Origin of the sequence: Kitasatospora sp. NPDC004615, from assembly GCF_042873545.1 — a bacterium.
Classification (GTDB): Bacteria; Actinomycetota; Actinomycetes; order Streptomycetales; family Streptomycetaceae; genus Kitasatospora.
Genome location: NZ_JBIALQ010000005.1, coordinates 569,664 through 594,705 on the forward strand (window position 1 = coordinate 569,664; position 25,042 = coordinate 594,705).

A 25,042-nucleotide genomic window follows, 5' to 3' on the forward strand; every position below is an offset into this window, starting at 1 on the left:
TCGGCTGGTCGTCGGTCGTGTCGATTGTCGACTTGGTGACGGATCGTCAGATTGCTTTGACGCCGGTCAGCGGGCGCGGTTCAGCCCGCGCAGCGCGAGGCGCAGCAGCGCGCCCACGTCCGGCGTGCCCTGCGCGTCGGCGTCCGGCGTCACCCGGGCCACCGCCTCGTCCGCCTCCCGCGGAGCGTAGCCCAGGCCCACCAGCGCCGAATGCAGCTGCTCGTGCCACGGCGCCGGGCCGGTCGCGACCGGCTTCTGCGCCGGCACCGTCCCGTGCGGGGCGCCCAGCTTGTCCTTGTACTCCAGCAGCAGCTTCGCCGCCTTCGCCTTGCCGATCCCCGGCACCGCGATCAGCGCCTTCTCGTCACCGCCCGCCACCGCGACCCGCAGCGCCTCCGGCGAGTGCACCCCCAGGATCGCCTGCGCCAGCTTCGGCCCCACGCCCGGCGCCGCCTGCAGCACCTCGAACGTCGCGCGCTCGTCGTCGTCCGCGAAACCGAACAGCGTCAGCGAGTCCTCACGGACCACGAGAGACGTCGCCAGCCGGGCCACCTCCCCCACCCGCAGGGTCGCCAGCGTGTTCGGCGTGCACTGCACCGCCATCCCCACTCCCCCGACCTCCACCACGGCCACCCCGGCCCCCACCACCGCGACGGGCCCCTGCACAAAGGCGATCATGGCGCCACACTGTCCTTTCGATGGTTGGAGGTACGAGCTCCGAAAGTCGTTTTTCGGAGCTCGCCGACGGGCCTGGCCGCGCGAAACACTTGCGCTTCTCCGCGCGCGGCGAACATCCTGCGCCCCGTCAGGGGCGCGTGGAAGTGCGCGGCCGGCCAGGCACTCTGCCGTACGCCGCCCGGGGTGCAACTGGCTGCTGCTCGGGCGGATCTTGCCCGATGCCGTCTTCCGCTTCGCGCGGTTCCCCGCGCCCCTGACTGCGCACCCCTCCGCCGCTGTGCCACTTTCCGCTCTCGTGCGCGCGGATGGCCGCCGTCAGACGGTTGGTGGTACCGCCGCGCCAGATGTGGCAGATGGCGAGGGCGAGGGCGTCCGCCGCGTCGGCGGGCTTGGGTGGGGCGTCGAGCCGGAGGAGGCGGGTGACCATGGCGGTGACCTGGGCCTTGTCGGCCCGGCCGGAGCCGGTGACGGCGGCCTTGACCTCGCTGGGGGTGTGCAGGGTGACCGGGATCCCGCGGCGGGTCGCGCACAGGACGGCGACGGCCGAGGCCTGCGCGGTGCCCATCACCGTGCGGACGTTGTGCTGCGCGAAGACCCGCTCGACGGCGACGAGTTCGGGCGAGTAGCGGTCGAGCCACTCCTCCAGCCCGCGTTCGACGGCGAGCAGTCGCGGCCCGAGGTCGTCCCCCGGCGGCGTCCGTACGACGCCGACGCCGAGCATCGTCAACTGCCGCCCGGGCAGCCCCTCGACGACTCCGACGCCGCACCTGGTCAGCCCAGGGTCCACACCCAGTACTCGCACGAGCCCTGCCCCACCTCTCTCCGACCCGGGAAGGCTACCCCTGGCCACGGACAACCGTCCCCGGACACGCTTCCGCCCGGCGGCCGCGAGCAGCCACCGGGCGGGGAAAGCGGAGCGGGACTCAGGCGTCCAGCTCGGCCATGATCTCGTCCGAGACGTCGAAGTTCGCGAAGACGTTCTGCACGTCGTCGCTGTCCTCCAGCGCGTCGATCAGCTTGAAGATCTTGCGGGCGCCGTCGGCGTCCAGCTCGACCTGCATGCTGGGAACGAAGTTGGCGTCGGCGGAGTCGTAGTCGATACCCGCGTCGACCAGGGCGGTGCGGACCGCGACCATGTCGGTGGCCTCGGACATCACCTCGAAGGCCTCGCCGAGGTCGTTGACCTCTTCGGCGCCGGCGTCCAGCACGACGTCCAGGATCTTGTCCTCGTCCACGCCGTCGGCCTTGGGGACGATGACGACGCCCTTGCGGTTGAACAGGTAGGACACCGAGCCCGGGTCCGCCATGTTGCCGCCGTTGCGGGTCATCGCGACGCGGACGTCGGAGGCCGCGCGGTTGCGGTTGTCGGTGAGGCACTCGATCAGGACGGCCACGCCGTTCGGGCCGTAGCCCTCGTACATGATCGTCGAGTAGTCGGCGCCGCCGGCCTCCGCACCGGAGCCGCGCTTGACGGCCCGGTTGATGTTGTCGATCGGGACGGAGCTCTTCTTCGCCTTCTGGATGGCGTCGTAGAGCGTCGGGTTGCCCGCGGGGTCGCCGCCGCCGGTACGAGCCGCCACCTCGATGTTCTTGATCATCTTGGCGAAGAGCTTGCCGCGCTTGGCGTCGATCGCGGCCTTCTTGTGCTTGGTGGTAGCCCACTTAGAGTGGCCGGACATCGCCAGCTCCTTTTCGTCGCCAATGGGAAATGAACAGGGGAGATCTTACCGGTGCCGCACGGGGAGGTGGCACACGGTCACCACGTCGCGCCTAGCGCGCGGCGGCCTCGACCATGCGGACGAAGTACTCGTGGACGCGGTGGTCGCCGGTCAGCTCCGGGTGGAAGGAGGTGGCCAGCAGGTTGCCCTGGCGGACCGCCACGATCCGGGCGTCCGGGCCGTCGGCGGCCGGCACCTCGGCCAGCACCTCGACGCCCGCGCCGACCGACTCGACCCAGGGGGCGCGGATGAAGACGCCGGTGACCGGCTCGGCCATTCCGGCGAACGGGATGGCGGTCTCGAAGGACTCGTTCTGCCGGCCGAAGGCGTTCCGGCGGACCGTCATGTCGATGCCGCCGACGGTCTCCTGGTCGTCGCGGCCGTCCAGGATCTTGTCCGCCAGCATGATCATGCCGGCGCAGGTGCCGTAGACCGGCATGCCGGCCCGGACCCGCTCGCGCAGCGGGTCCATCACGTCGAACAGCACGGCCAGCTTGGAGATGGTGGTGGACTCTCCGCCGGGCATCACCAGGGCGTCGACCTCGGCGAGCTCCTCGGGGCGGCGGACCGGCCGGGCCAGCGCGTCGGCGGCGGCCAGCGCCACCAGGTGCTCACGGACGTCGCCCTGCAGGGCGAGGACACCGATGGTGGGGGTGCTCACGGTTTGTCACTACCTCTTCATCTCGAACAACGGGCCGCAAAAGCCCACGGAGCGGCCCGCCGCGCCGATTGCTCGCGCGGCGGGCCGGAGCCGGGAGGCACGGGCCGGGCAGGCCCGCGAGTCTTACCAGCCGCGGTTGGCGTAGCGCTCGGACTCCGGCAGGGTGTCGCAGTTGATGCCGACCATGGCCTCGCCCAGGTTGCGGGAGGCGTCCGCGATGATCTTCGGGTCGTCGAAGAAGGTGGTGGCCTTCACGATGGCGGCGGCGCGCTTGGCCGGGTCGCCCGACTTGAAGATGCCGGAGCCGACGAACACGCCCTCGGCGCCCAGCTGACGCATCAGCGCGGCGTCGGCCGGGGTGGCGACGCCACCGGCGGAGAACAGCACGACCGGCAGCTTGCCGAGCTCGGCGACCTCGCGGACCAGCTCGTACGGGGCGCGCAGCTCCTTGGCGGCGGCGTACAGCTCGTTGTTGTCGAAGCCGCGCAGCTTGGCGATCTCGTTCTTGATCTGGCGCAGGTGGCGGACGGCCTCGACCACGTTGCCGGTGCCGGCCTCGCCCTTGGAGCGGATCATGGCCGCGCCCTCGGCGATGCGGCGCAGGGCCTCGCCCAGGTTGGTCGCGCCGCAGACGAAGGGGGTCGTGAAGGCCCACTTGTCGGAGTGGTTGATCTCGTCGGCCGGGGTCAGCACCTCGGACTCGTCGATGTAGTCGACGCCAAGCGACTGCAGGACCTGGGCCTCGACGAAGTGGCCGATGCGGGACTTGGCCATCACGGGGATGGAGACCGCGTCGATGATCTCTTCGATCATGTTCGGGTCGGACATCCGGGCCACGCCACCGTCCTTGCGGATGTCGGCGGGCACGCGCTCCAGGGCCATCACGGCGACCGCGCCGGCGTCCTCGGCGATCTTCGCCTGCTCGGCGTTGACCACATCCATGATCACACCGCCCTTGAGCTGCTCGGCCATGCCGCGCTTGACCCGGGCGGTACCGATCTGCGGCTGGTCTGCGGTGGTGGGGGTGGTGGACACGTAAGACCTCACTCAGAGATGAACCGGTGCTATCGACCTATCGTAGGCCCGAGGGGGTCCGGACCCATACGCCACATGGTCCAGCGCCAAACACGGCATACGACAAACAGGCCAGAGCACGACGGGCGGGTAACAGTGGGGGTATCAGCGCCACCCAGCCTACGCGGGAGCCCCCTCCGGGGTGAGCGCGGTCGGCGGTTCGTCGTCCATTTCGAAGGCCATCGGGAACGGCGCCCGGCCCGCCAGCCGGAAGTAGCGCACCAGCCGGTGCTCGCGCACCGCGCGGGCCGCCCGCACCGCGTCGTTGTGGAAACGCCGCGCCATCGGCACCCGGCGCACCGCCTCCACCAGGTCGCGCACCGCCTCCTCGCCGCCGGGCGCCGCCCGCAGCGCCGCCACCTGCGCCGGCTCGTCCAGCACGGCGCGCAGCGCGATGCTCAGCTCGCTCTCGGCCACCTCGCGCTGCTCGTCCTGCGCCTGCCGCGCCCCGTGCGCGGCCTCCAGCAGCAGGATCGACGCGGCCGGGTCGAGCAGCGAGGAGGTGGCCAGTTCCATCGCCACCGAGGCCCGGCGCAGCAACTGGGCGTCCAGCGAGGCCCGGGCCGCGTCGATCCGGGCATGCAGGCGGTCGAGCCTGCCCGCCGTCCAGCTCAGGTAGACGGCGAACAGTACGACGGCCGCGAGGCCCCAGATCCAGTTAGTCACGGGGCGTTACGGTACCCGGCTCAGCCGCCGAAGACCGCCGAGCGGTAGGAGTCCGAGTCGGTCTCGGTGACCGACACGGCCGCCTGCACCGCCCCCGGATCCGCCCCCAGGTACTCGGGCAGCGCGGCCACCGCCGCCTCGGCGAGCGCCGCCTTGGCCTGCGCCGAACGCCCCGGGAAGATCTCGAACTCGATCACCACCAGCGCGAACGTCTCGGCGTCCGCGCCGACCACCGCCTCCTCGGTCCGCCGGAAACGGGTCTTGCAGGCCTCCGGCTTGGCGTCGATCAGCTTCACCGCAAGCCGGTTCAGGGCCAGCCCGAAGCCGCGCCGGTCCAGGCAGTCGGCGAGCCGGTCGGTGTAGTCGACGGTGATCAGCGGCATGGTGGTACCTCTCGCGAGCAGGGTGGTTCAACGACCAAGACGCGAACGCCAGCCGGACGGTTCGGCCTCGGCGACCGGCGGACGACCGTCCGTGACCGTCTCGTACACCGACAGCACCTCCGCGCCGACGGTCTCCCAGTCGAAACGCCGCACGTGCCGGGACGCGGCCTCGCGCAGCGCCGCCAGCCGTTCCGGACTGCCGAGCAGTTTGAGCGCGGCGGCGGCCAGCGCGTCCGCGTCCTCCACCGGGAACAGTTCACCGGCCGCGCCGCCGTCCAGCACCTGGCGGAACGCGTCCAGGTCACTGGCCAGCACCGGCGCACCCGCCGACATCGCCTCGACCAGGATGATGCCGAACGACTCGCCGCCGGTGTTCGGCGCCACGTACAGGTCGACACTGCGCAGCAGCCGGGCCTTGTCCCGGTCGGAGACCATGCCGAGGAACTCGATCCGGGCCCGCACCTCGGCGGGCAGACCGGCCACCGCCTCCTCCTCGTCGCCCTTGCCGGCCACCAGCAGCCGCACCCCGGGGCGCTCGGCGAGGATCCGCGGCAGCGCCGCCAGCAGCGTCGGCAGGCCCTTGCGGGGCTCGTTGATCCGGCCGATGAAGCCGATGGTGCCCGGCCCGCCGTCGGCCGCGCCACCCTGCCACTTCGGGTCCGGCTCGGCGTCCGCGAAGAACCGCACGTCCACACCGTTCGGAATCACCACCGCGTCGCCGCCCAGGTGCTCCACCAGGGTGCGCCGCGCGTACTCCGACACCGCGATCCGGCCCGACATCTTCTCCAGGCCCGGCTGCAGGATCGGCGAGGCCGCCAGCATCGCCCGCGAGCGCGGGTTCGAGGTGTGGAACGTCCCGACCATCGGCCCGGACGCCGCCCAGGCCGCCAGCATCGACAGCGACGGCGAGTTCGGCTCGTGCACGTGCAGCACGTCGAACCGGCCCTCGCGCAGCCAGCGCCGCACCCGCGCCGCCGACAGAATGCCGAAACTCAGCCGCGCCACCGACCCGTTGTACGGCACCGCGACCGCCCGCCCCGCGGACACCACGTACGGCGGCAGCGCCTCCTCGTCCTCCGCCGGAGCCAGCACCGACACCTCGTGACCGAGCCGGATCAGATGCTCCGCCAAGTCCCGGATGTGGAACTGCACACCGCCCGGCACGTCCCAGTCGTACGGGCAGACCACGCCGATCCTCACGACTCGGCCCTCCGCGGCCTCAGATCCGACAGCCACAGCTTCTGCAGCATGTGCCAGTCCACCGCGTGCTCACGGATCGACTCCGCCCACACATCGGCCATCGCCTGCGTCATCACCGCGACCTGCTCCTGCCGCTCCCCCTCGCCGGACGGCACCACCTCCGGGTGCACCTCCGCACGCAGCATCGGCCCGTCGTACCAGAGCGTCACCGGGAACAGCGCCGCACCCGTACGCTGCGCGAGAGCCGCCGGGCCGGCCGGCATCCGGGTCGGCTCGCCGAAGAAGTCCACCTGGATCCCGGCATCCGACAGATCCCGGTCACCGACCAGGCACACCAACTTGCCCTCGCGCAGCCGCCGCGCCAGTGTCCCCACCACCGACACGCTGGAGCCGGTCAGCGCCAGCACCTCCATGCCGAGGCTCTCCCGGTACGCCACGAAACGGTCGAACAGCGACTCCGGCTTCAACCGCTCCGCGACCGTGGTGAACGGGAACCCGCCCGCCGACGCGATCCACGCGCCCGCCAGGTCCCAGTTCGCCATGTGCGGCAGCGCCAGCACCGCGCCGCGGCCCGCCGCCATCGCCTCGTTCAGCTGATCCAGGTTCTTCACCGTTATCGCCTGCGAGACCCGCTCCCGGCTCCAGGTCGGCAGCCGGAACGACTCCATCCAGTACCGCATGTACGACCGCATCCCGGCCCGGGACAACTCCCGCAGCAGGGCCGCGTCCGCACCCGGCCGGACCCGGGCCAGGTTGGCCTCCAACTGCCGGACCCCCTTGCCCTGCCGCCGCCACGCCACATCGGCAATGGTGTTGAACAGGCCGCGGGCCATCGGCTCCGGCAGATGCTTCAGCCCCGCCCAGCCGGCCGCGTAGGCCGCGTCGACCAACCGCTCCTTCATTCGCCCCCCTTGACGGCGCCCGCCGCCTCCAGCTCCGCCGACTCCCGGCGCACCGTCAGCATCCGCTGCGCCACCGTCACCAGGCTGCCCACCGCGACCACCCACAGGGCGACCGGCAGCAGCCACTCGATGTACGGCACCCCGAACTTGTGCAGACCCGCGAAACCGGCCGCCACCAGGCTGATCACCAGCCGCTCGGCCCGCTCCACCAGCCCCGACACGTTCACCGGGAAGCCCAGCGACTCACCGCGCGCCTTCGTGTACGACACCACCTGGCCACTGGCCAGACAGAACATCGCCACCGCGCACAGCACGTTGTTGTCGCCCTTGCCGGCGTACCACATCGCCAGACCGCCGAAGATCGCCGCATCGGCGACCCGGTCGAGCGTGGAGTCCAGGAACGCACCCCACTTGCTGGACCGGCCCGCCTGGCGGGCCATGTTGCCGTCCACCAGGTCGGAGAAAATGAAAAGGGTGATGGTGACCGTGCCCCAGAAGAACTCCCCGCGCGGGAAGAACACCAAGGCACCGGCCACCGAACCGGCCGTTCCGATCAGCGTGACAGCATCCGGACTGACACCCCACCGCAGCAGCATCGCCGCGAACGGGGTGAGGACACGTGTGAAGAAGCCACGCGCGTACTTGTTGAGCATGGCCTTCCGGTCCGCTCCGCTCTTCGGATTGGCACCCGCGAGCCGCTTGCCCGCCGGGCGGCCGCGCGGATGGCCCCGCCCGGCTGGACAATGGTATCCACGCTGATCGAGCGGCAGGAGGCCAGCCATGCCGGACCGGACAGCCCACTCCCCCACTACGCCCGCCGACCGACCCGGCCGGCTCCGCAACCTCGCCCTGGTCGGGGCGGCCGGAGCCGGCAAGACCACCCTCGCAGAAGCCCTCGCCGTCACCGCCGGCGCCCTGACCAGGCCCGGAACCGTCCCCGACGGCACCACCGCGGCCGACTGGGAGGACATCGAGCACCAACAGCAGCGCTCCGTCCAGTTCGCGCTGCTCCCGCTCCCCTGGCAGGACCTCACCGTCAACGTGCTCGACACCCCCGGCTACGCCGACTTCGCCGGCGAACTCCACGCCGCCCTGCGCGCCGCCGAAGCCGCCGTGTTCGTCCACTCCGCCGCCGACGAGACCGTCGCCCGCCCCGTCCAGGCCCTGTGGCAGCAGTGCGAGGCCGCCCACCTGCCGCGCGCCCTCGCCCTCACCCACCTCAACACCACCCGGGTCCGCCTCGACGACGTCCTGCGGATGCTCCAGGACACCCTCGGCACCCCCGACACCGTCCGCCCGCTCCACCACCCCGACCTGCGCGACGGCCACCTGCACGGCACCACCGAGCTGCTCACCGGCCGCACCTACGGCCGCCCCGACGACCCCGGCGACCTCACCGCCGAACGCGCCCGCCTGGTCGAAGCCCTGGCCGGCGAGGACGACGCCCTGATGCAGCGCTACCTCGACGGCGCCGACCTCGACACCGCCGCCCTCACCGCCGGACTGCGCCGCGAATTCCTCGCCGGCACCCTGCACCCCGTTCTCGCCACCGCCCCCGACGGCACCGGCTGCGACGCCCTCCTCGACCTGGTCGCCACCGCCTTCCCCACCCCCGCCGACCGCGCCGACGACCTCCCCGCCGCCGACCCCGACGCCCCCTTCACCGCCCAGGTCGTCCAGACCGGCGAGGACCCCTACCTCGGCCGCCTCAGCCTGCTGCGGATCTTCACCGGCACGCTGCGCCCCGACACCACCGCCCACCTCCCCGACGGCACCGACGAGCGCCTCACCGCCCTGCACAGCCCCTTCGGCCACCAGCTGCGCCCCGTCCCGCAGGCCGTCGCCGGCGACCTCGTCACCGTCGCGAAACTCGGCACCGCCCGCACCGGCGACACCCTCGGCACCGACCACACCGTGCTACCGCCCTGGCCGCTGCCCGAAGCCCTGCTGCCCACCGCCGTCCAGGCCCGCTCCAAGGCCGACGAGGACAAGCTCTCCCAGGCCCTCGGCCGGCTCACCGCCCAGGACCCGGCACTGCGCGTCGAACAGAACCCCGACACCCACCAGCTCGTCCTGTGGTGCACCGGCGAGGCCCACCTCGCCGTCACCCTCGACCGGCTCGCCGGCCGGCACGGCGTTCACGTCGAGACCGTCCCCTACGAGGTCGCCCTGCGCGAGACCTTCGCCGCCCCCGCCAGCGGCCACGGCCGGCACGTCAAACAGTCCGGCGGCCACGGCCAGTACGCGATCTGCGACCTCACCGTGGAACCCCTGCCCGGCGGCGGCTTCGAATTCGTCGACCAGGTCGTCGGCGGCTCCGTCCCGCGCAACTTCATCCCGTCCGTCGAGAAAGGCGTCCGCGCCCAACTCGCCCACGGCCTGCACGGCCACCCGATGACCGACGTCCGGGTCACCCTCACCGACGGCAAGGCGCACTCCGTCGACTCCTCCGACGCCGCCTTCCAGACCGCCGCCGCACTCGCCCTCAAGGAAGCCGCCGACCACACCGACGTACGGGTCCTGGAACCCGTCGACGAAGTCCGGGTGCTGCTCCCCGACGAGTACCAGGGCGCCGTCCTCACCGACCTGTCCGCCCGCCGCGGCCACGTCCTCGGCACCGAGATCGGCGGACCGGGACTCAGCCTGGTCCGCGCCGAAGTCCCCGAACTCGAACTCACCCGCTACTCGCTCGACCTGCGCTCGCTGTCGCACGGAACCGGCCAGTTCACCCGCAGCTACCTGCGCCACGCCCCGATGCCCACGCACCTCGCGGCCCAGCTCGCCACCACGGGGTGACGACTCAGGAACGGCGCGGCAGCGCGCACGCCTTGGTGCCGCCGGGCATCTGGTGCCGGTGCCGCGCCACCCAGCGGTACGCCACCTCCGCGAGCGGCCGCACCGGGGCCAGCGCCAGCAGGCCGCCCGCCCAGGCCCACAGCCCGCCCGACCGCATCAACAGCCGCGCCACCGCCTGCGCGCCGCCGTACACCTTGCGGTCCGGCGTGATCCACAACACCTCGCGGGTGGCCCGCTCCTCCGTCACCTGCCCGCCGGTGAACTCCGACAGCGCGTCCAGATCCGCGAACTGGAACGCCACCGCCTCCCACCCGGCCGAGGACAGGCTCTGCCGCGGGTAGCGCTCGGCCCACCGCACACAGCTCGAGCAGAACGCGCAATCACCGTCGAAAACCAGCACCGGCTCCGGTGCGAAGGCACTCGTCATGGCGCGATCCTAAACCCGTGCGTCGAAGTCCCCGCTGCGGGGCAACATCTCCCCGAAACCGGCTTTCGCGGCCGAGATGTGACCCAGGATCAGTTGATGATCCGCACGGGCAGGCCGCTACGCGGTAACCTGCCGCAGACCATCAGGGGAGGAGGAGCTGCTCAGGTGACTCAGCTCGACATGACGCCGGGCGCACAGGTACCACGGACGGACGTCGGTCATCAGACCGCGGTCACCCAGGCGTTCTCCTCCGCCGCCTACCGCACCGGCGACTACAACGAACTGGAAGCGCTCGCCGGAGTCTCGGTCAAGCCGGGCAAGTTCGCCCTGTTCCGGCCAAGTGCCGGCGAGGCGTTCAGCCGCGCCCTGATCGACCGCACCCTCGGTGGCGGCCGCAAACCGATAGTGCCCTCGCACGGCACCGATGTCCGCATGGTCGTCGAGCACTGCCTCGCCGCCCAGGACCTGCGCGAGGCCCGCGACCGCCGGCTCGCCACCCTCACCGCGGTCTGCGGCCTGCTCTTCCTGCCCGGCACGCTGGTCTGGCTCGCCGCGTACCAGGCCCGCGCCTGGCTCGGCACCAAGAAGTCCGCCGCCAAGGACGGGCTGATCGGCACGCTCGCCCTGCTGGTCGCCGCCGGTCTCACCGTGTTTCTGGCGATCCGACCGCCGGCCCACGGCCTGCTCGGCCTGTACTGCCGTGTGGTGATGATCGGCCCGGTCCTCGGCTGGTACCTCGCCAGGCGCACCGTGATCACCTCCGTGATGCAGCAGCGCGCTCGCTGGGGCGACCTGGTCGGCGGCAGCGCGGTGGCCGCGATCGTCCCCAAGGCCGTCCCCAAGGACGACCTCGACAAGAAGGCCAACGAGCTCCGGGCCGGCCTCGAGCGCCTCTCCCGCGAACAGAACACCAACGTTCAGCACTACGCCGGCCCCAAGGGCATCCTCGGCATCGGCGCCCGCTGGGCCGAGTGGTCGCTGCGCGAGGACCTCCGCCCCGCCGAGGGCCACCCCGACTTCCGCACCTTCCACGTCTGGGACCTCGCCCGCCGGATCACCGACCGCCTCGGCGCCCTCAGCGGCAGCGACGTCCCCAACGGCGGCCTGCCCAAGCCGCAGATCAGCCACTGGGTGGTGCTCGACACCGGCGAGGGCGCCGACGAGATCGGCCGCCCCTCCGGCGCCGAGATGGACGGCGACCGGATGCGCGACTTCGCCGTCTCCGAACTCGCCAACAAGCAGAGCGTCGGCAACGACACCCGGCACCGCATCGCCGTCCAATTCGTGCTCCACAAGGGCCAGCTGGTCACCACCGTGGTGGTCAGCATCATGGTCCTCTCGCACAGCCTCCAGGTCACCGCCACCGCGCACGCGCTCGGCCCGATCGCCGGCTACTTCGGCTCCAAGCCCAAGACCCCGGAGAAGGACGTCCCCAAGACCCTCCGGTTCTGGGAGAACCGCACCGTCCAGCTCCCCGTCGTCACCGACGACGAGATCGTCCGGCAGGCCGTCCGCGCCCCGTTCCACAAGATCCCCAGCCTGCAGAAGTGGCTCGGCGGCTCCATCGGCCTCCCCGAACCCCTGTGCCTGCGCCAGGCCTGGGCCGACCCGGCCTGGAACAGCCGCTTCAAGTCCGACGACGCGCTGTACATCCCCACCCCCGTGGTCGGCCTGATCCACGCCGCCGTCGTCGAGTTCCTCGACGAGCACGACGTCGCCACCGACCGGATCGCCGGCCGCTCCAACATCATCCGCGCCGAAATGCAGGGCACCCGCCCGTTCCGCGCGGACAAGTACGACGCCGGATAACCCCGGACCCACAGACGGCAGGGGCCGTGCGGGAGTTGCTCCCGCACGGCCCCTGCCGTTCGTCCGTCACCGCATCAAACCGGCCACACCTCGGCCAGCACCTTCCGGGTGTCCGCCAGCAACTGCGGCAGCACCTTCGTGTGCCCCACCACCGGCATGAAGTTGGTGTCCCCACCCCAGCGCGGCACCACGTGCTGGTGCAGGTGCGCCGCGATCCCGGCCCCCGCCGCCGCACCCTGGTTCATCCCGATGTTGAACCCGTGCGCCCCCGACGCCGCCCGCAGCGCCGTCATCGCCTTCTTGGTGAACTCCCCGAGCTCCGCCGTCTCCGGCCCGTCCAACTCGGTGTAGTCCGCGACGTGCCGGTACGGCACCACCATCAAGTGCCCACCGTTGTACGGGTACAGGTTCAGCACCGCGAAAACCGACTCGCCGCGCTGCACGATCAGCCCGTCCTCGTCGCTCAGCTTCGGGATCGAACAGAACGGGCAACCGTCGTCCGGAGCCGGCCCGGTGGGCTTGTTCTCCCCCTGGATGTACGCCATCCGATGGGGTGTCCAAAGGCGACGGAAGCCGTCCGGCTCCCCCACGCCCCGCTGCAGTTCCGGCTCACTCGTCATGCCCGCCAGCATATGCTCCGCACCTCGCGAACCAAGCAGTACGGGGCAGACTCCCGAAGGAGACTGCCCCGCAGGTCACATCGGCTTACCAGTATCAGACCTGGACCCGGCTCCGCACCGCTTCAACGATCTCGGCGATCGCTTCGTCACGCGGCACGCCGTTCTTCTGCTCACCGTTGCGGTACCGGAACGACACCGCGCCCGCCTCGACGTCGTCGTTGCCCGCGATCAGCATGTACGGGACCTTCGACTTCTGGGCGTTGCGGATCTTCTTCTGCATCCGGTCGTCCGAGGTGTCGACGTCCACCCGGATCCCGTGCTTCTTCAACTCGGCCGCCACCTCCAGCAGGTACGGCACGTGCTCATCGGTGATCGGGATGCCGGTCACGGTGACGGGGGCCAGCCACGGCGGCATGGCGCCCGCGTAGTGCTCCAGCAGCACCGCGAAGAAGCGCTCGATCGAACCGAACAGCGCACGGTGGATCATCACCGGCCGCTGCCGCGAGCCGTCCGCCGAGGTGTACTCGAGCTCGAAACGCTCCGGCAGGTTGAAGTCCAACTGGATGGTGCTCATCTGCCAGGTGCGGCCGATCGCGTCCCGCGCCTGGACCGAGATCTTCGGGCCGTAGAAGGCCGCGCCACCCGGGTCCGGCACCAGCGGCAGGCCCTGCTTCTCGGCCACGCTCGCCAGAACTGCGGTCGCCTCTTCCCACGCGTCGTCGCTGCCGACGAACTTCTCCGGGTCCTTGGTGGACAGCTCCAGGTAGAAGTCGTTCAGACCGTAGTCGCGCAGCAGGTCCAGCACGAAGGTGAGCGTGCGGTCCAGCTCGTCGGCCATCTGCTCGCGGGTGCAGTAGATGTGCGCGTCGTCCTGCGTGAAGCCGCGGGCGCGGGTCAGGCCGTGCACCACGCCGGACTTCTCGTACCGGTACACGGTGCCGAACTCGAAGAGGCGCAGCGGCAGTTCACGGTAGGAGCGGCCGCGCGCGTCGAAGATCAGGTTGTGCATCGGGCAGTTCATGGGCTTGAGGTAGTAGTCCGTGCCCTCGTCGAGCTGCATGGGGGGGTACATGCCGTCGGCGTACCAGTCGAGGTGGCCGCTGGTTTCGAACAGCTTCCCCTTGGTGGCGTGCGGGGTGTAGACGAACTCGTAGCCCTCTTCCTCGTGCCGCTTGCGCGAGTAGTCCTCCATGGTGCGGCGGATGATGCCGCCCTTGGGGTGGAAGACGGCGAGGCCGGAGCCGATCTGCTCGGGGATGGAGAACAGGTCGAGCTCGGTGCCGAGCTTGCGGTGGTCGCGCTTGGCGGCTTCCTCGAGGAAGTCGAGGTGGGCCTTCAGCTCTTCCTTGGTGGGCCACGCGGTGCCGTAGAGGCGCTGCAGCATGGGGTTCTTCTCGCTGCCGCGCCAGTACGCGGCGGCGGAGCGCATCAGCTTGAACGCCGGGATGTGCCGGGTGCTGGGCAGGTGCGGGCCGCGGCAGAGGTCGCCCCAGCAGACCTCGCCGGTCTTCGGGTCGAGGTTGTCGTAGATGGTGAGTTCGCCGGCGCCGACCTCGACGTCGGCGCCCTCGCCGGCGGTGGCGGCGGAGCCCTTGAGGCCGATCAGCTCGAGCTTGTAGGGCTCCTTGGCGAGCTCCTCGCGGGCGGCCTCGTCGGTGACCACGCGGCGGGAGAACTTCTGTCCCCGCTTGATGATCTCCTGCATGCGCTTCTCGATGGTCTTGAGGTCGTCCGGGTGGAACGGCTTCTCGACGTCGAAGTCGTAGTAGAAGCCGTCGCGGACGGGCGGGCCGATGCCGAGCTTGGCCTCGGGGAAGACCTGCTGGACGGCCTGGGCCATGACGTGCGCGGTGGAGTGGCGCAGGATGTCGAGGCCGTCGGGGCTGGAGATCTCGACGGCCTCGACCTCGTCGCCGTCCTGGACGGCGTAGGCGAGGTCCTTGAGCTGGCCGCCGACGCGGGCGGCGATCACGGCGCGGTCGTCGGCGAAGAGCTCGGCGGCCGTAGTGCCCGTGGTCACCACGCGCTCTTCCCGATCGGGTTCGCGGTTGATGATGATCCGGACGTCCGTCACCGGTCTCTCCTGACGTTCTGGCTATGGGGCGCAGCACAACCGCTGCGTTGTGCATGGTACCGAGCCGGGCCGGGTCCCTGTCGCCGAGGCCCGTGGCGGCCGCGGTGATCGTTCGATCACTTTCTGCCACAAAGGGGGCGTCCGGGACGGTTGACTTTCCGTCAACTGCGGTATCACTTGGACACGGCGCGGCGCTCCGCTGGTCCTCGGTGGCAGCGCCGCCCGGCAAGGGTTCGCGCGGCGTCTGAGGGGGCGTCATGCAACAGCTCCGTTCCTGGTTTCACGGTCCGCTGGCGTCCTTCGACACCGAGACCACGGGTGTGGATGTCGAGCGGGATCGGATCGTCTCGGCCGCCCTGGTGGTGCAGTCCGCCCCGGGCGGGGCGGCCGCCGTCCGCAGCTGGCTGGCGAATCCGGGTGTGCCCATCCCGGAGCAGGCCCGGGCCGTGCACGGCATTTCCGACGACCGGGTACGGGCGCACGGCCGTCCGCCGCGGACGGTGGCGGTGGAGGTGGCGCTCGCGCTGGCCGAGCAGTCCCGCGCGGGGGTGCCGCTGGTGGTGATGAACGCCCCGTACGACCTGACGCTGCTGGACCGGGAGTTGCGTCGGCACGGGGCGGGTTCGCTGACGGAGGTGCTGGGCGGAGCGGAGCTGCTGGTGCTGGATCCGCGGGTGCTGGACAAGCAGGTGGACCGCTACCGCAAGGGCCGGCGCACGCTGACTGACCTGTGCGGGCATTACGGGGTTTCGCTGGTGGGTGCGCACGACGCGGCGGCGGACGCGTTGGCGGCACTGGAGTTGGTGCGGGCGGTGGCGTCCCGGCACTCGGAGCGGTTGGGCGGGCTGTCCCCGGCGGAGCTGCATCTGCGGCAGGCGGTGTGGCACGCGTCGCAGGCCCATGGCCTGGAGCGCTGGTTCGAGCGGGCGGGTACCCCGGAGCGGGTGGACACGGCGTGGCCGTTGCGGCCGGCCCGATGCCGGTGCGGCGAGCGCCTGGAGCCGGGCCACGCCTGCGAGTTGGCGGCCTGACGGGACGACAGCAACGCGGAAGGCCCCGACCTGGTGGTCGGGGCCTTCCGCGTTGTGCTCGGTGGGCGATACTGGGATCGAACCAGTGACCCCTTCGGTGTGAACGAAGTGCTCTCCCGCTGAGCTAATCGCCCGGGCAACGAGATGAACAGTAGCACCACTTGGGCCCGGGTATCCAATCCGTTCCCCGACGGCCCCCCAGATCCCGTGCCGGGCACGTCCGTTGAATGGCTTCCGTGCCGGGCGGGCCAGTTGAATGCCCGTCAGAACTCGGGCCGGGGAACGCGGAAAAGGCGCGGGGCCCCGACCTGATAAACAAGTCGGAGCCCCACGCCTTTGCATTCCGGTGGGCGATACTGGGATCGAACCAGTGACCCCTTCGGTGTGAACGAAGTGCTCTCCCGCTGAGCTAATCGCCCGGGTGCAGAAAGAACATTACCCCATCTGCGCGGGTGCTCCGACCACCCCCGCCCCCCGTCGCGCCCGGTCCGCGTCCCGGGCCCCGACCAGCGGAGTCGGCGGGCCGGCCGGTGGAGGTCGTGGACGGGGCGGTGCTCCGGGCGGGTCCGGCGGCAGCAGCTTCGTGTGTTCCTCCAGCCGTCCGGCCGCAGGTCCGGTGCGACCGCCGGTAATCCGTGCCGTTACCGGGCCGGTCGGCAGCCGGTCGGGCCGTTCGGGGGATTCCGCAATGCGCCGGAAGGGGTACGACTCGCACCGGAATCGGGACAGACGGGTTTACACCGGGCTTTCAGGTGGGATGGTCCGTTCGCCGACGTGCGATTCCCCGAGCGCACACTGAGCGAAAGGCCCTGGCGCTTATGAACACCACGGTCAGCTGCGAGCTGCACCTGCGCCTCATCGTGTCCAGCGAGTCCTCACTGCCCGTCCCCGCGGGCCTGCGCTACGACACTGCCGACCCCTATGCCGTGCATGCGACGTTCCACACCGGAGCAGACGAGACCGTGGAGTGGGTGTTCGCCCGCGACCTCCTCGCGGAGGGGCTGCACCGACCGACCGGTACCGGCGACGTCCGGGTGTGGCCGTCCCGCAGCCATGGTCAAGGCGTGGTTTGCATCGCCCTGAGCTCTCCGGAAGGAGAGGCACTGCTGGAGGCCCCGGCCCGGGCGCTTGAGTCCTTCCTCAAGCGGACGGACGCCGCGGTGCCGCCCGGCACCGAACACCGTCACTTCGACCTCGACCGGGAGCTGTCCCACATCCTCGCCGAGAGCTGAACCCGAACGAGTTACGGCCCGCCGTCGCGCGGCGGCGGGATCGCCTCGATGCGCACCGTCCTACTCGGGGGCACGGTCGCAGTTCGCTGCCGCCCGCCGGCGGCCTCGGGGCCCGGCCCCGGGCGTTCCCTCCCACCGGAGCGGACGTCCGGGGCTAAGCCGCGTCCCGGCCCGAACGGCGGCCCGGGCCGGTAGAGTCGGGCCCCGCGTTGACCGACGCGGCGGTCCACGGGCCGCCGCCGCGTGAGGAGTTCCCACGTGCTGATCACCCATGACACCGAGTGCGCGCTGAGCATCCTGGTGGAGCTGCTGAACACCGCGCCGGAGGCCTGCGGCAGCGAGCAGCTACCCGATGTGGCGGCTCTGAGCGGCTTCGTGGTCCGGCAGGAGATCAGCGAGATCGACTCGCTCGGTCCGGCCGACCTGGCCTCGGTGCACGAGCTGCGCGACCGGCTGCGCGAGGTGTTCTCGGCCGGCACGGTCGAGCAGGCCGCGGAACTGGTCAACGCGCTGGTCGCCGACGCCGGGACGACGCCGCGGCTGACCAACCACGACCACCACGGCTGGCACATCCACTACTTCGCGCCGCACGCCGCGGTCGGCCGGCACCTGGCCGCCGAGCTCGGCATGGCGCTGGCGTTCATCGTGATGGCGGGCGAGCTGGAGCGGCTGCGCCGCTGCGAGGCGCCGGACTGCGCCCGGGTCTTCGTCGACCTGTCCCGCAACCGCTCCCGCCGCTACTGCGACAGCCGCACCTGTGGCAACCGGCTGCACGTGGCCGCGTACCGGGCCCGGCAGCGCTCGGCGGAGGCCGGGGCGGTGGCGGCGGCCGGACGCTGACGTCCGTCCGGGCTGGTCGGGGCCGGGGTCGGAGTGTGGACCTGGGAGACTTGTGGCATGAGCGATTCTCCCCTGCCCCGTGTCGAATTCTGGTGCGACCTGCTGTGCCCCGACTGCCGTACCGCGCTGGCGGACATCCGCGCGCTGCGTGACCGCTTCGGTGACGCGCTGACCGTCGAGCTGCGGCACTTCCCGCTGGAGAAGCACAAGTTCGCGTACCCGGCGGCGGAGGCCGCGACCGAGGCGTTCGAGCAGGGGCGCGGCTGGGAGTTCGTCGAGGCGCTGCTGGCCCGGATCGAGGACGTGGAGCGCGGCGGGGCGCAGGTGCTGGTGGAGATCGCCGGGTCGGTCGGGCTGGACGCGGACGAGGTCGACACCGCGCTGATCGACGGCCGTCACATGCTGCTGGTCGACTCGGACGTGGCCGAGGGCCGGGCGATCGGCGTTTCGGGCACCCCGACGTACGTGGTGGCCGGCAAGCGGCTGGACGGCGGCAAGTCCCAGGACGGGCTGCGCGAGCGCATCGTCGAGCTGCTGGGCGGCTGACCGCCCGCCGATCACCAGGACGGCGGGCGGTCGGCCCCTTTGGAAGTGATCGGGCTCAGAGCAGTGGCTTGCTGAGCCTGCGCAGCATGACCCGGTAGCCGAGCGATTCGTAGAGCGCGACCGCCACGCCGTTGTCGGAGAACACGTTGAGCCCCAGGTCGTGAACGCCTGCGGCGAGGCACTCGCGTTCGGCAAGGCGCATCAGGGTGCGGCCGTGGCCGTGGCCGCGCTGTTCGGCGGCGACCTCGACCAGCATCACCCAGGCCAGCGGGCGGCCGTCCGGCAGGCTGTTCAGGCGGAGGGCGACCCAGAGGCAGCCGAGCACGTTCCCGTCGGCGTCGAGGAGTTGGCGCAGCGCGGTGTCCGGGGTGTCCGGGCCGTCCGGCAGGGCGCGCTGGTGGTCGTGCTCCGATTTCGCGGTGGCTTCGGCGGCGCCGAGACCGGAGTCGATCAGCTCCTGCCGGTAGCCCGCGACCGCGGCCCGCTCCCAGGCGGGGTACTGTTCCGGGCCGATCCGGCGGTCCGTCAATCCTGCTGGCAGCTGCGGGAGTTCGGCGAGCGGCTTGATCATGTTGCGCATCCGCTCGGTGTAGCCGAGGGCGTGGGCCAGCCGCAGGCCGGCCTCCGCCTCCGCGGGCACCGTGATGTCGACCCGGGTGCAGCCCCAGGAGCGCAGCACTTCTTCGGCGGCGAGCGCGGCGACGGTGCCGCGGCCGCGGCGCCGGCCTTCGGTGACCTCGAGTTCGCTGATCTCGCCCGGGCAGAACCCTTCTCCGGGCCAGGCGGTCGTCCGCAGGCCGCCCACCGGATGTCCGTTCACCATGATGTGCCAGCGCCGCGTCCGCCCGTCGTTGGCCGCGGCCTCCTCGGCCCCGTCCGGTCGCAACGTGGTTGTCATACCAGCCCCCTTCCCTCCCCCACTGGGCTTCTACCGTCCCACACTGCCCGCCGGGAATGTGCTCAGACGGGGTCGGTGTTCCGGGCTGCGTGGTCGGCGAAGATCTCCATCGCCTTGCGGGTCACCGGGCCGATGGCGGGGAGGGTGCGGGTGTCGACGCGGGTGACGGCCTGGACGTCGCGGAGGGTGGAGGTGAGGAAGACCTCTTCGGCCTCGGCGAGGGCCTCGAGGGGGACGTCGGTCTCTTCGGCGCCGGTCCAGTCGATGACGAGTTGGCGGGTGATGCCGGCCAGGCAGCCGGAGGAGAGGGTGGGGGTGAGGAGGCGCCCATCGAGGACCAGGAAGACGTTGGAGCCGGTGCCTTCGCAGAGTTGGCCGGCGGTGTTGGCGAGGAGGGCTTCGCTGGCGTCGGCGCGGTGGGCGGCGGCGAGGGCGATGACGTTCTCGGCGTAGGAGGTGGTCTTCAGGCCGGTGACGGCGGAGTGTTCGTTGCGGCGCCAGGGGACGGTGACGACGGCGGTGGTGTCGGGGCGGCGCTCGGCGGAGCCGAGGGCGACGACCAACGTCGGTGCGCCGCCGCCGCGTTCGGAGCCGAGTGGGGCGCGGCCGCCGGTGTAGGTGATGCGCAGGCGGCCGAGCGGGAGCGGCTTCGCGGCGAGGACGGCGGCGCAGGCCTCGCGGACCTGGTCGTGGTCGGGGTCGGGGAGGCCGAGGCCGCGTGCGGAGCGGGTGAGGCGGTCGAGGTGGCGGGTGAGTGCGAAGAGTTGGCCGTGCTCGGCCTTGACGGTTTCGAAGACGCCGTCGCCGACGGTGAGTCCGTGGTCGAGGACGGAGAGGGTGGCCTCGTCCTCGGTGGTGAGGGTTCCGTTGACCCAGATCATCGGCGTCGTACTCCTTGCGCTCAGGCGGGGCTGCCGGTGGAGGCTATCGCCACCAGCCTGGCGGCTTTGAGCTCGGTTTCGTGCCATTCGCGGTCCGGGTCGGAGTCCCAGGTGATTCCGGCGCCGGTACCGAATTTGAGGACGGGCCGGCCGCTGTCCCGTTCGATCCAGAACGAGCGGATGCCGACGGCGAGTTCGGCCTCGCCGCGGTCGGCGTCGACCCAGCCGATGGCGCCGCAGTAGGGGCCGCGGGGGGCGGTCTCCAGGTCTCGGATGATGCGCAGCGCGCTGCTCTTGGGGGCGCCGGTGACGGAGCCGGGCGGGAAGGTGGCGTCGAACAGTTGCGGCCAGCCCGCGTCGGCGCGCAGACGTCCTTCGACGGTGGAGACGAGGTGGACCAGGCCGGGGTGCTTCTCGACGGCGCACAGGTCGGGGACGGTGACGGTGCCGGTGTCGCAGACCTGACCGAGGTCGTTGCGGACCAGGTCGACGATCATCACGTTCTCGGCGTGGTCCTTGTCGAGCAGGTCGTGTTCGGTGCGGCCGGTGCCCTTGATCGGGCCGGAGCGGACGGTGCGGCCGTGCCGGCTCAGGTACAGCTCGGGTGAGGCGGTGGCGATTTCGATGCCGTGCTCGGGGAGCCGGATCGTTCCCGCGTACGGCGCGGGGTTGTGAGCGGCGAGCAGGCCGGTGAGGGCGTCGATGTCGGTGCGCCCGGGGTCGGGCAGGGGTGCGCTCAACACCCGGCAGAGGTTGGCCTGGTAGACCTCGCCGGCGGCGATGTGTTCGCGGATGCGGCGCACTCCGGCGCGGTAGGCGTCGGCGTCGAGGGAGGTGTGCCAGCTGTCCGGGGCGGGGCCGTGCCAGTTGTGGGTGGCCGGCGGGGCCGGGTCGGGGCGGACGTCGTCGAACCGGGCGCAGGTGAGGCGGCCCTCGAAGTCGTGGGCGACGGCCCAGAATCCGCCGCGGTCGAGGGCGGTGGGGTCGTGGGTGACTTCCCGCAGGCCGGTGGCGAGGCGTCCGGCGAAGCGGGCCATCGGCTGGTGGGGGCTGAGCGGGGCGGTGCGGCCGGACACGGTTCTCCTGCGCGGATTGCGGTGCTGCCCGTTGCGCCCGCGCGGGCGCGGGCGTGGGCGCCGGGGGATCGCCCCGGTACCGAAAGTCTAGGTCGGAGGCCTGCTGGAACGTTCCGGCCGAGCCCGACGCTTGGGCATCCGGCGGCCACCCCCGCGCCACGCTGCGGGAACGGATTTTTCAGCTGGGCCGGGGATCCGCTAGAGTTCAACACGTCGCCAGGGAGCGCAGCCGGGAAAAACCGGAAGAGCTTCCAGGGAGACAGGCGGACGTGGCTCAGTTGGTAGAGCATCACCTTGCCAAGGTGAGGGTCGCGAGTTCGAATCTCGTCGTCCGCTCGACGGAGAACAGGTAAGGTCGTTCTCCAAGAGGAACAGGTAAGATCGTTCCTCGCATGTTGCCTGGTGGAGTGGCCGAGAGGCGAGGCAACGGCCTGCAAAGCCGTGTACACGGGTTCAAATCCCGTCTCCACCTCCAAGAGGTATCGCCCGGTTTCGACCGGGTGGTCCTCCCTGCGCGATTAGCTCAGCGGGAGAGCACTACCTTGACACGGTAGGGGTCACTGGTTCAATCCCAGTATCGCGCACTGATCTTCGGATCTTTGATCTTCGGATCATCCCCGCGCGATTAGCTCAGCGGGAGAGCACTACCTTGACACGGTAGGGGTCACTGGTTCAATCCCAGTATCGCGCACCAGACATGAGAGCCGCCGTCCGATATTCGGACGGCGGCTCTCGGCATTTGCGGCAGCGGGCAGGTGCGGCAACAGCCGGGCGTGGCAGCGGACATGGGAATGGCCGGGAACAACACGCCCTCACCGACGTGTTGTTCCCGGCCACCGGGTGAGCCGGAGCTGCAGCCTGCGCCACTCATTTCGTCCGTCCACGACTTGATGAGGGTTGCTCCGGCCGGCGAAGACCCCTACCCCATTGGGGGTCAGCGCCCGATCAGGTCGGCGACCGCTTGGGTCTGCGTCGCCAGTTGGTCCCACGCCCCGAACAGGGCCATCAGCAGGATCGCGCAGGGCAGGGCGATGGCAAGGGCGACCATCGGGTGCCGGGTCTCCGCGGGGTGCGGGGACAGGGGCCGGCGGCGAGGGGCTCTGTTGAGCGGTGCCATGTCTGCTGTGCTCCTGCCGGGCTGCGGTGCTGCGGTCGGGTCGGGGACGGGTGGTGCTGCTTGGCAGCGAGGACGGTCATTCTCGGGGGACGAGCGGGGCCGTCCTCGCTGTGAACAACGGTAGGCGGGACGGCTTTCCGGGTCGTCATGCCGTCGTACTGTTCCGATCGCCTCCGCTGGTAGGAGGAGGGATGGGGCGGTGTACGCCTGGAGGCGGAGACGGGAGTACGCCGACCCCTTAGGCGACCCTGACAGCGCCCCTTGGGGGACGGCCGGATTGCCGGTGGAGCAAGGGATTTGGGGGTGCGCCAGCGACCCTGATCTGACAATCCGACCGGCGGTTCCAGTGTTGCGTGTCGGCACGGGGCCGCTACCAGTCCGTAAGCTGTGCCGAGACAGTTGTCTGACGATGCCCCAAATCCGACGGGGCCTCACCCCACAGGCTGACGGAACGGGAACGGGTACGGGCAAATGGCAATGATGCGGCTGCGGCGTGAGGACCCCCGCATCGTCGGCCCGTACCGGCTGCACCGGCGGCTGGGTGCCGGCGGGATGGGCGTGGTCTTCCTCGGTTCGGACCGGAAGGGGCAGCGGGTCGCGCTGAAGCTGATCCGCGCCGAACTCGCGGAGGACGCCGAGTTCCGCACCCGGTTCGCCCGGGAGATCGCGGCGGCCTCCCGGATCCGCGGCGGCTGCACGGCCCGGGTGATGGGCTCCGACATCGAGGCCGACCGACCGTGGCTGGCCACCGCGTACGTGCCCGGGCCGTCGCTGTACAAGCAGGTCTCCGAAGAAGGCACGCTGGCCTGGCCGGACGCCGCGCGGATCGGCGCGGCGCTGGCCGACGGGCTGGTGAAGGTGCACGAGGCAGGGGTGGTGCACCGCGACCTCAAGCCGTCGAACATCCTGCTCTCCCCCAAGGGCCCGCGAATCATCGACTTCGGCATCGCCTGGTCACGCGGCGCGTCCACCCTCACGCATGTCGGCACCGCCGTCGGCTCGCCGGGCTTCCTGGCGCCCGAGCAGGTGCGCGGCGCGGCCGTGACACCCGCCACCGACGTGTTCGCGTTCGGGGCGACGCTGGCCTTCGCGCTGACCGGGGAGTCGCCGTTCGGGTCGGGCGCCTCCTCCGAAGTGATGCTGTACCGGGTGGTGCACGAGGAACCGGACCTGACCGGGATTCCGCCGGTGCTGGCCCCGGTGGTGCGGGCCTGCCTGGCCAAGGAGCCGTCCGAACGCCCGCCTGCGGCCGCGCTGCACGAGCGCCTGAGCGAACTCGCCGCGCGCGGCCCCGGCGGCCGGGCCGCCCGGGCCGCGGCCCTGGCCGAGGAGCAGGCCGCACCCGCGCCCGCCGCCCCGGCCGGAAACCCGGCGGGCGGACGGCCGGACGGTGCGCCGGTGCGCCGCGCGGCCGGCCCGCAGGGCGTCCCGGTGCCCGGCGCGGGCCGGCGGCCCGCCGACCCCGCACGTGCCTCGGCCGGTGCGCCGCCCGTCCGCCCGGCGCCCGTCCCGGCGCCGAATGCGGACGGTGCGGCAGTAGCGGCCGCGATGCCCCGGCCGGAGGTGCATCCGGACGCCCGCACCGAGCGGGTGCGGCGCCCGGTCCGGGACGGCGACACGGTGCGCGAGCGCCGGCCCGCCGCCCCCGCCGGGCGGGAGCGCACCCCCGTGCCCGGCCGCGACCGCACTCCCCCGCCCGGGCGCCCCGCGGGCCCCGCCCGGCCGACCGCGCGTCAACGGCTGATGCGCCAGCGGCTGGTGGTGTTCGTCACCGTGACGCTCGGGGTCGCGCTGGCCATCGCGGTCGCGCAGGGCTGCGAGAGCCGCGCCACCCACAGCCTCGGGCCGACGCCGACCGCGACCGCCCCCGTGAAGCCGACCTCGGGCGCGACGCTGTCGGTGGACGGCGTGAACACCGTCGGCCACAGCGGCTCGGGTCTGGGCCCGGCGCTCGGCAGCCCGCCGCCCGTGGACTGGCTCAACCGCAGCTACCAGGACCCGTCCGGCGGCCCGGGGATCCAGCTGCGCGACGGCCACTCGACCGACGCGGGCGCGCCCGTCACGCTGACCGCCGTGCTGCCGGCCCGCTTCCGGGACGCCCAGGCGACGCTGGTGGTGCTGCGCCGGGGCGAGGGCTCCGTCCCGACCGACCTGGTGCAGCTGTACGGCTTCACCGGCGACGCCCCGGTGCTGATCGCCGGCCGGACGTCCGCCGCCAACCCGGAGGCCGGGGCGGTGTGGCGGGTGGAGAACGGCGCGCTGATCCGCGAGGAGCGGGTGGACCGCACCGGCGCGGTCTCCTCGACCCGGTACACCGTCCGCCCGGACGGCAGCCTGGAGGAGTCCTTCCCGGGCGCGGGCGTCTCCGGGAACTGAAGCCACCGCTCAACTGCCGGTGACGGTCTGTCAGTGC

The 25,042-nt window shown here is 71.7% G+C and carries 24 protein-coding genes and 6 tRNA genes; 11 read left to right on the forward strand and 19 right to left on the reverse strand.

The annotated features are described in order from the left end of the window. Positions 1 to 66: 66 nt before the first annotated feature. From ruvA to pgsA, 10 genes are all read right to left on the reverse strand, one after another. Entirely contained in the window at positions 67 to 678 is a 612-nt protein-coding gene (ruvA, locus tag ACFYS8_RS20545; RefSeq protein WP_387642932.1) for a Holliday junction branch migration protein RuvA, read from the reverse strand. A 127-nt stretch (positions 679 to 805) separates the two neighbouring features. Beyond that, positions 806 to 1,480: a crossover junction endodeoxyribonuclease RuvC gene (gene ruvC / locus ACFYS8_RS20550; RefSeq protein WP_387642933.1), complete on the reverse strand. Its 675-nt coding sequence runs from the start codon at positions 1,478 to 1,480 to the stop codon at positions 806 to 808. Between the two features lie 121 nt (positions 1,481 to 1,601). Beyond that, positions 1,602 to 2,357 (reverse strand): YebC/PmpR family DNA-binding transcriptional regulator, encoded by a 756-nt coding sequence (locus tag ACFYS8_RS20555; RefSeq protein WP_014134592.1) that lies wholly within the window; start codon positions 2,355 to 2,357, stop codon positions 1,602 to 1,604. Positions 2,358 to 2,448: 91 nt separating this feature from the next. Further along, positions 2,449 to 3,057: a pyridoxal 5'-phosphate synthase glutaminase subunit PdxT gene (gene pdxT, locus ACFYS8_RS20560; RefSeq protein WP_387642934.1), complete on the reverse strand. Its 609-nt coding sequence runs from the start codon at positions 3,055 to 3,057 to the stop codon at positions 2,449 to 2,451. 123 nt (positions 3,058 to 3,180) lie between these two features. Continuing rightward, the gene (gene pdxS, locus ACFYS8_RS20565; protein ID WP_073817016.1) at positions 3,181 to 4,092 is read right to left on the reverse strand and encodes a pyridoxal 5'-phosphate synthase lyase subunit PdxS; all 912 of its coding nucleotides are present in this window, start codon (positions 4,090 to 4,092) and stop codon (positions 3,181 to 3,183) included. Between the two features lie 159 nt (positions 4,093 to 4,251). After that, a complete protein-coding gene (locus tag ACFYS8_RS20570) occupies positions 4,252 to 4,797 on the reverse strand; it encodes a hypothetical protein (RefSeq protein WP_387642935.1) in 546 nt (181 codons plus the stop codon). A gap of 20 nt (positions 4,798 to 4,817) precedes the next feature. Next, positions 4,818 to 5,180 (reverse strand): isomerase, encoded by a 363-nt coding sequence (locus tag ACFYS8_RS20575; protein ID WP_387642936.1) that lies wholly within the window; start codon positions 5,178 to 5,180, stop codon positions 4,818 to 4,820. A 27-nt stretch (positions 5,181 to 5,207) separates the two neighbouring features. Beyond that, the gene (locus tag ACFYS8_RS20580) at positions 5,208 to 6,380 is read right to left on the reverse strand and encodes a glycosyltransferase family 4 protein (protein ID WP_387642937.1); all 1,173 of its coding nucleotides are present in this window, start codon (positions 6,378 to 6,380) and stop codon (positions 5,208 to 5,210) included. After that, on the reverse strand, positions 6,377 to 7,282 hold the full coding sequence (locus ACFYS8_RS20585; protein ID WP_387642938.1) for a phosphatidylinositol mannoside acyltransferase: 906 nt from the start codon (positions 7,280 to 7,282) through the stop codon (positions 6,377 to 6,379). The genes ACFYS8_RS20580 and ACFYS8_RS20585 overlap by 4 nt, the downstream gene beginning before the upstream one ends. Then, positions 7,279 to 7,935 (reverse strand): phosphatidylinositol phosphate synthase, encoded by a 657-nt coding sequence (gene pgsA / locus ACFYS8_RS20590; RefSeq protein ID WP_387643041.1) that lies wholly within the window; start codon positions 7,933 to 7,935, stop codon positions 7,279 to 7,281. Before pgsA ends, ACFYS8_RS20585 begins: the two co-directional genes overlap by 4 nt. A 127-nt stretch (positions 7,936 to 8,062) precedes the next feature. Here pgsA and ACFYS8_RS20595 point away from each other — a divergent pair, with 127 nt between their 5' ends. Further along, positions 8,063 to 10,078 (forward strand): elongation factor G, encoded by a 2,016-nt coding sequence (locus ACFYS8_RS20595; RefSeq protein ID WP_387642939.1) that lies wholly within the window; start codon positions 8,063 to 8,065, stop codon positions 10,076 to 10,078. Positions 10,079 to 10,082: 4 nt separating this feature from the next. Here the strand turns inward: ACFYS8_RS20595 and ACFYS8_RS20600 are convergent, their stop codons facing one another. Next, positions 10,083 to 10,505: a thiol-disulfide oxidoreductase DCC family protein gene (locus ACFYS8_RS20600; protein WP_387642940.1), complete on the reverse strand. Its 423-nt coding sequence runs from the start codon at positions 10,503 to 10,505 to the stop codon at positions 10,083 to 10,085. A gap of 165 nt (positions 10,506 to 10,670) precedes the next feature. Here ACFYS8_RS20600 and ACFYS8_RS20605 point away from each other — a divergent pair, with 165 nt between their 5' ends. Continuing rightward, complete coding sequence (locus ACFYS8_RS20605; protein WP_387642941.1) at positions 10,671 to 12,314, forward strand: hypothetical protein; 1,644 nt, start codon at positions 10,671 to 10,673, stop codon at positions 12,312 to 12,314. A 74-nt stretch (positions 12,315 to 12,388) separates the two neighbouring features. Here ACFYS8_RS20605 and ACFYS8_RS20610 read toward each other — a convergent pair whose 3' ends face one another. Together ACFYS8_RS20610 and thrS are read right to left on the reverse strand one after the other, a co-directional pair. Next, positions 12,389 to 12,946 (reverse strand): HIT domain-containing protein, encoded by a 558-nt coding sequence (locus tag ACFYS8_RS20610; RefSeq protein ID WP_043908607.1) that lies wholly within the window; start codon positions 12,944 to 12,946, stop codon positions 12,389 to 12,391. An 82-nt stretch (positions 12,947 to 13,028) separates the two neighbouring features. Then, positions 13,029 to 15,008: a threonine--tRNA ligase gene (thrS, locus tag ACFYS8_RS20615; protein ID WP_387642942.1), complete on the reverse strand. Its 1,980-nt coding sequence runs from the start codon at positions 15,006 to 15,008 to the stop codon at positions 13,029 to 13,031. Between the two features lie 257 nt (positions 15,009 to 15,265). On the opposite strand from thrS, the gene ACFYS8_RS20620 reads away from it, so the two are divergent. Then, positions 15,266 to 16,039, forward strand: coding sequence for an exonuclease domain-containing protein (locus ACFYS8_RS20620; RefSeq protein ID WP_387642943.1), 774 nt, complete (start codon positions 15,266 to 15,268; stop codon positions 16,037 to 16,039). A 62-nt stretch (positions 16,040 to 16,101) separates the two neighbouring features. Here ACFYS8_RS20620 and ACFYS8_RS20625 read toward each other — a convergent pair. Together ACFYS8_RS20625 and ACFYS8_RS20630 are read right to left on the reverse strand one after the other, a co-directional pair. Next, a tRNA-Val gene (locus ACFYS8_RS20625) sits at positions 16,102 to 16,173 on the reverse strand. A gap of 213 nt (positions 16,174 to 16,386) precedes the next feature. Beyond that, positions 16,387 to 16,458: transfer RNA gene (locus ACFYS8_RS20630), tRNA-Val, on the reverse strand. A gap of 399 nt (positions 16,459 to 16,857) precedes the next feature. Here ACFYS8_RS20630 and ACFYS8_RS20635 point away from each other — a divergent pair. The 3 genes from ACFYS8_RS20635 to ACFYS8_RS20645 all read left to right on the forward strand — a co-directional run bounded on the left by ACFYS8_RS20635 (position 16,858) and on the right by ACFYS8_RS20645 (position 18,657). Continuing rightward, entirely contained in the window at positions 16,858 to 17,271 is a 414-nt protein-coding gene (locus ACFYS8_RS20635; RefSeq protein WP_030056266.1) for an SsgA family sporulation/cell division regulator, read from the forward strand. A gap of 258 nt (positions 17,272 to 17,529) precedes the next feature. Continuing rightward, positions 17,530 to 18,111, forward strand: coding sequence for a CGNR zinc finger domain-containing protein (locus tag ACFYS8_RS20640; protein ID WP_387642944.1), 582 nt, complete (start codon positions 17,530 to 17,532; stop codon positions 18,109 to 18,111). A 57-nt stretch (positions 18,112 to 18,168) separates the two neighbouring features. Further along, positions 18,169 to 18,657, forward strand: coding sequence for a DsbA family protein (locus ACFYS8_RS20645; RefSeq protein WP_387642945.1), 489 nt, complete (start codon positions 18,169 to 18,171; stop codon positions 18,655 to 18,657). A 55-nt stretch (positions 18,658 to 18,712) separates the two neighbouring features. On the opposite strand, the gene ACFYS8_RS20650 is transcribed toward ACFYS8_RS20645, so the two are convergent. The 3 genes from ACFYS8_RS20650 to ACFYS8_RS20660 all read right to left on the reverse strand — a co-directional run bounded on the left by ACFYS8_RS20650 (position 18,713) and on the right by ACFYS8_RS20660 (position 21,473). Continuing rightward, positions 18,713 to 19,555, reverse strand: a complete 843-nt coding sequence (locus ACFYS8_RS20650; protein ID WP_387642946.1) for a GNAT family N-acetyltransferase — start codon at positions 19,553 to 19,555, stop codon at positions 18,713 to 18,715. A 62-nt stretch (positions 19,556 to 19,617) separates the two neighbouring features. Beyond that, complete coding sequence (locus tag ACFYS8_RS20655) at positions 19,618 to 20,436, reverse strand: aminotransferase class IV (RefSeq protein ID WP_387642947.1); 819 nt, start codon at positions 20,434 to 20,436, stop codon at positions 19,618 to 19,620. A gap of 20 nt (positions 20,437 to 20,456) precedes the next feature. Next, entirely contained in the window at positions 20,457 to 21,473 is a 1,017-nt protein-coding gene (locus ACFYS8_RS20660; protein WP_387643042.1) for a chorismate-binding protein, read from the reverse strand. 302 nt (positions 21,474 to 21,775) lie between these two features. On the opposite strand from ACFYS8_RS20660, the gene ACFYS8_RS20665 reads away from it, so the two are divergent. The 4 genes from ACFYS8_RS20665 (at position 21,776) to ACFYS8_RS20680 (ending at position 22,206) form a co-directional block, all read left to right on the forward strand. Next, positions 21,776 to 21,848 (forward strand) — tRNA-Gly (locus ACFYS8_RS20665). Between the two features lie 65 nt (positions 21,849 to 21,913). Beyond that, a tRNA-Cys gene (locus ACFYS8_RS20670) sits at positions 21,914 to 21,987 on the forward strand. A 37-nt stretch (positions 21,988 to 22,024) separates the two neighbouring features. Then, positions 22,025 to 22,096 (forward strand) — tRNA-Val (locus tag ACFYS8_RS20675). 35 nt (positions 22,097 to 22,131) lie between these two features. After that, positions 22,132 to 22,206 (forward strand) — tRNA-Val (locus ACFYS8_RS20680). 240 nt (positions 22,207 to 22,446) lie between these two features. Here the strand turns inward: ACFYS8_RS20680 and ACFYS8_RS20685 are convergent. Continuing rightward, positions 22,447 to 22,629, reverse strand: a complete 183-nt coding sequence (locus ACFYS8_RS20685) for a hypothetical protein (RefSeq protein WP_387642948.1) — start codon at positions 22,627 to 22,629, stop codon at positions 22,447 to 22,449. Positions 22,630 to 23,100: 471 nt separating this feature from the next. Here ACFYS8_RS20685 and ACFYS8_RS20690 point away from each other — a divergent pair, with 471 nt between their 5' ends. Beyond that, complete coding sequence (locus ACFYS8_RS20690) at positions 23,101 to 25,005, forward strand: serine/threonine-protein kinase (RefSeq protein WP_387642949.1); 1,905 nt, start codon at positions 23,101 to 23,103, stop codon at positions 25,003 to 25,005. Positions 25,006 to 25,042 lie beyond the last annotated feature (37 nt).